Source organism: Nevskia soli (assembly GCF_903970205.1).
Lineage (GTDB): Bacteria > Acidobacteriota > Terriglobia > Bryobacterales > Bryobacteraceae > Bog-113.
In genome coordinates, this window is record NZ_CAJCHS010000411.1 from 1 (window position 1) to 6021 (window position 6021).

The 6021-nt window shown below is 60.7% G+C and carries 3 protein-coding genes and 1 pseudogene; 2 read left to right on the top strand and 2 right to left on the bottom strand.

What is annotated here, in order from left to right:
• The coding region (locus H1Y01_RS17720; RefSeq protein ID WP_219341666.1) for a TolB family protein at nucleotides 1–1072 on the bottom strand (1072 nt) is incomplete at its 3' end.
• 241 nt (nucleotides 1073–1313) lie between these two features.
• Here H1Y01_RS17720 and H1Y01_RS17725 point away from each other — a divergent pair.
• Complete coding sequence (locus H1Y01_RS17725; protein WP_180541894.1) at nucleotides 1314–4118, top strand: DUF3604 domain-containing protein; 2805 nt, start codon at nucleotides 1314–1316, stop codon at nucleotides 4116–4118.
• 117 nt (nucleotides 4119–4235) lie between these two features.
• Here the strand turns inward: H1Y01_RS17725 and H1Y01_RS17730 are convergent, their stop codons facing one another.
• Nucleotides 4236–5132 (bottom strand): sugar phosphate isomerase/epimerase family protein, encoded by an 897-nt coding sequence (locus H1Y01_RS17730; RefSeq protein WP_180541896.1) that lies wholly within the window; start codon nucleotides 5130–5132, stop codon nucleotides 4236–4238.
• Nucleotides 5133–5524: 392 nt separating this feature from the next.
• Here H1Y01_RS17730 and H1Y01_RS17735 point away from each other — a divergent pair.
• A pseudogene (locus tag H1Y01_RS17735) lies at nucleotides 5525–6021 on the top strand (hypothetical protein); the annotation flags it as partial.

Consider the following 6021-nt stretch of genomic DNA (forward strand, 5'->3'; position numbering starts at 1 on the left):
TCGACGTGCGGGCGTAAACATCGTAATTGCCGTTCCGATAGGAATCCCATGCCACCGAGACGCGTCCCGTCTTGTCCGCCGCAATGGCGGGATTCCATTCGTTCTTCGAAGAGTTCGAGACTTTCACCGGCGGGGAAAAGCTGTTTCCGTTTTGAGTCGACGCATAGATGGCGGCGCGGCAATTGCGCCAGCCCTGCCAGGCAACCCACACTCTGCCCTTGGCGTCGGTTGCGGCCACGGGATCGATATCCGAACCCGCTTCTTTCGAAATCTGAACCTGCTGCCCCGGCTCGGACCCGTTTAGAACGCGGGCGAAGATGTCGAAGTTGCCGCCGTGGTTCTCCGACCAGAAGACCCAGGCGCGCCCATTGCCGTCGACGGAAACCGCCGTACGGTAAAGATCGCCGCCGGGCTTGGTGATCGCCACCGGGTCGCCCCAGGTTCCGTTGGAATAGCGACGCGCCCATATCTGATCGCCACCCGTGGGCGCTGCATATATTTTGAAGTCCTTGGGGGCCTCGTGAAGCGCGCGGCGCAGCTTGACGTGGTCGGGATTGTGGTGGAACTGGACATAGGCCAGCCAGATTTCCCCGTTCTTACCGGCGGCGATGGAAGGGTAATCTTCTTCCTCCGGCGTCTCCGCAAGCCGGTGGGCTTGCGGAATGCGGTCGATATACACGCGGCCGCCCAGTTTGTAGATGCCGGAGCCATAGGGAACGTCCGCCGCCCGGAACTGGAAGTCGCCCTGGGCCGTGGTGAACACAAATTCGCTGCTTTCGGTGACTCCATCGGCGTCGATGACTACGCCGTTGGCGACGATCGTGGTATCGCCCGTGACGTTGGGATGAGTGGCGAGATGGAATAAGCCCCCATTGATGCGGTCCACGCCTTCGAAGCGCCATCCATCGAGCTGCGCGCTGCGGACTGCCGTCGCTTTGAAGGTTCCGTCCCAACGCGTGGTTTGGGCATCGGTGATGCCGAGCAGGACGCGGAAAGACGCGGGAGTCTGCGCCTGAAGGCAGTTAGCCAGGAGAAGGACTGCGAAGGTTGCACAAGCATTCGACGCGTTCATCAATGGAGGCCTCGGGAAAAAGGTGAGAGAGACGGCGAGCGTCTATCTCGACAAAGTCTATAGAGATATTGGGAGGCATGTCAAGTGCCCTGCGCGGCCCAAGCAGGGGTTCGGGTGTTCCGGATATCATCATCACGGATGGATCAGGCACGGTGCTGATCCTGCATAACACGACGCGCTGATGACGACCCCCGTCGGCCTGCCATTCGATTTTGCCGAGAATTTTTGGTAGCCTGACCCAATGCTCCGAGCCGCCGCTGCCGCCCTTGCGATTGCCGTCTTTATCGGTATTTGGCTGACCACTCGCTCAACGGCTGCCCCGGCAGGCTCCGACCTTCCCGGACCGCGCCAGACAATCCTGCTGACACTCGGCCAGAAGGCTGCCGGCGTCGAGCGGTGGGATGGGTCGATCGCCGTCGAGGGCGGCAGCGTTCTCGATCTGGAAGGCCGCCAGTTTCTGAAGGACGATTCCGTGTCCGGAGCTTCCGGTTGGAAGACGGCTACCCGGAAGGACACCATCGCGCCTTACGCGGATATCCATTACACCGAATTGCGACCCGGAGCGATTCCGGAGGTTTTCTATCGTCCCTGCGGGGTATATGCCACGCTGCGGGGTACGGGAACCGCGCGAGTTTCGGTGGCAACGGCACAGGGGAACTTCGATTTCCGCCTCAGCGAGATCGGGTTGCAGCCTAAGCCGTTTCTGGACGGTCGTGCGCTTGTCCAATTGGTCCCTTCGTCATCGAAGTTGTCCATCGGAGACACCCAGGACGACGAGCCCGCGATCGCGGCGCTACCGGATGGCGGCACGGCTGTGGCGTGGATCGCGTACCGCGACCGGGCGGATCGCGTTCTGCTCCGCTCGACGTCCGCGGCAGGAGAGTGGACTTCGGCGGAAGAAGTCAGTGCGCATCCGGCGGATATGTTCCGCTGCGCGCTCGCCGCCGGGGCACAACGGGGCACCCAGGGCGATCTGTGGGTCTTTTGGACGGAACGCGCGGGAGAGCAGTGGCAACTGATGGCGCGCCGCAAGACCAAAGGGAAATGGGCGGAACCGCAGGTACTTTCGTCGGCCGGATCGGCATCGTTCGTGCGAGCCGCCTCATCGCCCGCGGGCGATGTCTTCGTCACCTGGCAGCGTTCTCAAAACGGGCAAAGCGACATTTGGATGCGCGCCTTCGAAAACGGATTGTGGTCGCCGGACATCAAGGTCAGCGAATCCGCGGCTAACGATTGGGAACCGGCCATCGCCGCGAGCGCGGACGGGACCGCGTATATTGCGTGGGACACCTACGACGCGGGGAATTACGACATCGAATTCCGCAGTTGGCGCGCGGGCGGTCTATCTCCGGTTCAACGGGTGACGCGCGGCCCTCAGTTTCAGGCCCACGCGGCCGTGGCCGTCGATCGGCAGGGCCGGCCGTGGCTGGCGTGGGACGAATCCGGCGTCAACTGGGGCAAGGACCAGGGGTTTCTGATTCCGACTCCGCTGGCAACGCCACTGCACCAGCAACGCGCGATTCATGTGGTCATGCAGCAGGGCGCGCAATGGCTGGAAGCATCGAATGCGTTCGGCGAAAATGCGGAGCATCCGCAATTTGCGTTCGACGGCAGCGGCGGTCTTACGTTGCTGTTCCGCCATTGGACGCGTCAGAACGAGCGCACCATCGGCAGCCCCATCACGTGGGAGAACTACCTGACCCGCTTCAACGGTTCGGAGTGGTCTCAGCCCGTACCGCTGGAACACAGCGCTGGATCGATCGAAAAGGTTCCGGCCCTTGCCACATCGGCGCGCGGCGAAATTGTCACGGCGTGGATGACCGATAACCGGCCTTTCGCGACCCAGATTCCCGGCAAGGCGGATATCTATTTCGCGCGGCTCCCGGCCGGCGAACGTTTCCCGGATTCGAGTCTGGTGCCATATACAGAAAAGCAGCCGGAAGCGATTCCGGTCCATGCGAGCGAGGCCGCCAACATCAAGAGCGCTCGCGCTTACGTGTTGTCGTCGGGCGGGCATACCTATCGACTCTATCGGGGCGACATGCACCGGCACAGCGATGTTTCACAGGATTTCAAGTACGATGGCTCGCTGCTTGAGATCTATCGCTATGCGCTGGACGCCGCGGGGTTCGATTACATCGCCATCACCGATCACCAGGCCGGATATGACCAGGAGTTCACCTGGTGGCAAAGCCAGAAGCTGGCGCATTTGTTCTACGCGCCCGGCTCGTTCACTCCGCTGTTCGCGTATGAGCGCAGCGTGCCTTACCCGAACGGGCATCGCAACGTGATCTTCGATCATCCCGGCGTCCGCACGCTTCCGATTAGTCCGCAGGAGATGCGCGCGGAGAAGAATACCGGTCCGATTCTGTATCCTTATCTGCGCAAGAACGACGGTATCTCGATGCCGCATTCAACCGCGACGGACCAGGGCACCGACTGGCGCGACAACGATCCGGACCTCGAACCTTTGATCGAAATTTACCAAGGCTACCGTAACAACTATGAGTATGAAGGAGCGCCGCGCGCCGCCACCGCGACAAACTATCAAGCGCAAAAGAGTGGATGGGAGCCCAAGGGCTTCTATTGGAACGCTCTTGCGAAAGGCTACCGCTTAGGTGTACAAGCCAGTTCCGATCATTGGTCGACGCACATCTCCTACGCGATCCTGGTGGCCGAAAACTTCACGCGGCCGGGACTACTGGACGCCATTCGCAAACGGCACTCCTATGGCGCGACGGATAACATCGTGCTCGATTTCCGCGCTCGCGCCGGGAGTTCGGAGTACATTATGGGCGACCGTCTGCGCCCGCCGCAGCAAGCGCCGCGCTTTTCGGTACACGTGATCGGCACCGGACCTATTCTGCAGATCGACTTGATCAAGAGCGCGAGGTTCGTTTATAACGTGCGCCCGAATGCCAGTGAAGCGTCATTCGAATACATGGAGAACAATTACGTGCCGGGAAAGGATTGGTACTACGTTCGAGTGCTGCAGCAGGATGGCCAGTTGGCCTGGAGTTCGCCGATCTGGCTTGACCCGCAATAAGGTTGCGATACTCCCACGCTGTAGCAGCCCGTGGTAGTAACCGCTCCGTCGCGGCTCGGTAACTTATGCGGCTCGGTAACTTATGGATTGTATGTGGTGCTTTCGACTACTACCGGGCTACCAGGCTTGACCGGCTTTCAGACCAAAGATCCGCTCGGCATACTTTCGGCTGATGGTCAAATCCTCTTGCAAGGTTCGAGTAACTACCGTGTTCGGACGGTAGGCCAACTCGACCACGATGAGAGGCGCGAGATGTTGCTCCCTTAGATATCCAGCGACGGCCCGATAGTCGATGTCGCTATCCTCCAGGTCCTCAAGCCATAACTTATCGCGAGCGCTTCGGACGTGAATTTCCCGCAACCTGGAGCCCACTTCGCGCAGAAATGGAACCGGCTCGAAGCCGCCTTCATAAGCCCAGTCGACATCCACGCACATGTGCACATAGGCGGGGTCCGTGTGATGCAGGATATGCCGCCATTCCCGCGCATTTTCCACCAATTGCGGCGTATGGTGATGAATGCGCAGTTCGAACCCGCGTTGCGCCAGAACGCGGCCCATGCGGTTCAGCGAGTCGGCTTGTATTTGCAGTTCAGCGTCGGTCTTCGGTAATTCGCGCGGCTTCGGATCGGGATTATTCACGATGGCTTTGCATCCAAAGGGAGCGCAGAAAGTTCCGAATTCGAGCGCCGCCGCGATGGTGCGGTCTGCACCCTCGGTATCGTGCATTGGGCCTCCGACGTATAGCGACGGCAGGCTCAACGATTGCTCTTTGACGAGCGAGAGAATCCGGTCGCGCCCATCGATCGGAAAGAATGCCGGATTCAACTCGATGTTCCTGAAGCCCGCCGCGCGAACCATCGGCAGGACCTGCGGCATTGTCGCGAGCAGCGGTTGCTTTAAACGTTCGGCGTGCTGTTGAAAGATGTACCCCTCAACCGCCATCTCCGATGGCTGTCGCGCGGCCGATAGCCGACCCGCCGCCGCGCAAGCCAGCAGAAGCTCTCGCCTGGTCATAGTTGAAGGTTACCGACCGGTCGAGTCTCAAGTTCGCCGATCCCGGTTTTGAGAACCGTTCCCTGGTGCATCATAACGGAGCATCGCTCCCTGCCAGCCTCCCTCTGCTCCCGGCGGCCCGGAATGTCTTCGCGAGACCCCGTCAGCCGTGTCTTTGTGAGCGGGTCCATCTTAACTGCGGAAACCCCCTCAGGTTCTCATCCGTGCAGGGCAACCCGATTTCTATTTCGATCTGGAGCCGGCCGGTTTTAATCGTGTGGGACCCGATTAAATTCGTGGCCCATTTTGAATCCAAATGGCGCTAGTCAAAATAAGAGCCCGATACGGAAGCTCTCGCACGGTCGGGGGCTTAGCCGGGGTTAATTACCAAGTTAGGTACTAAGGAGTTGAGAATGGGAACACTTATAGGAAAAATCATTGTAGAGCCAGCGAAGGTGGCTGCCGGCCAGCCGGTGTTCGTGCAAGTGTGTGGTCCTAACGGCCAGCCGCTGACCGATCCGGAAGTCACCGTGAGCATGATGGGTGTACCGGCGACGGAGCGCTACATGCAGTTCGCAACCCCCGGCACCCGCAAGCTTATTATTCGCGCGGTCCGCGGGAAGGAGAGCGAGACGGCCGAAGCGACCATCGAAGTCGAAGCATCGACCGCGTCGTCCGCGACCCAGATCCTGCGGGTAAAGCCCGTCGCGGGTCAGCCCTACGCAGCGAACTTTAGGGTGGGTGTCCCGCCGCGCCTGCGGCCGGCGCTCGCCCGAGCTACGGCCCTGGCTTCCGAGGCAGCCTCGACGGTGGAGGCAGCCCGCCCTGCCCCTCCCCCGCCGGTTGCCGCGACTGGGAAACCCGTCGCACCGGTTTATAAGTGGGATTTTGGAGACGGGCAGACGCTCAC

Excerpts from the sequence above, each read along its gene's own strand:
- H1Y01_RS17730 (WP_180541896.1), bottom strand. The coding sequence starts at position 5,132 with ATGACCAGGCGAGAGCTTCTGCTGGCTTGCGCGGCGGCGGGTCGGCTA.
- H1Y01_RS17725 (WP_180541894.1), top strand. The coding sequence starts at position 1,314 with ATGCTCCGAGCCGCCGCTGCCGCCCTTGCGATTGCCGTCTTTATCGGT.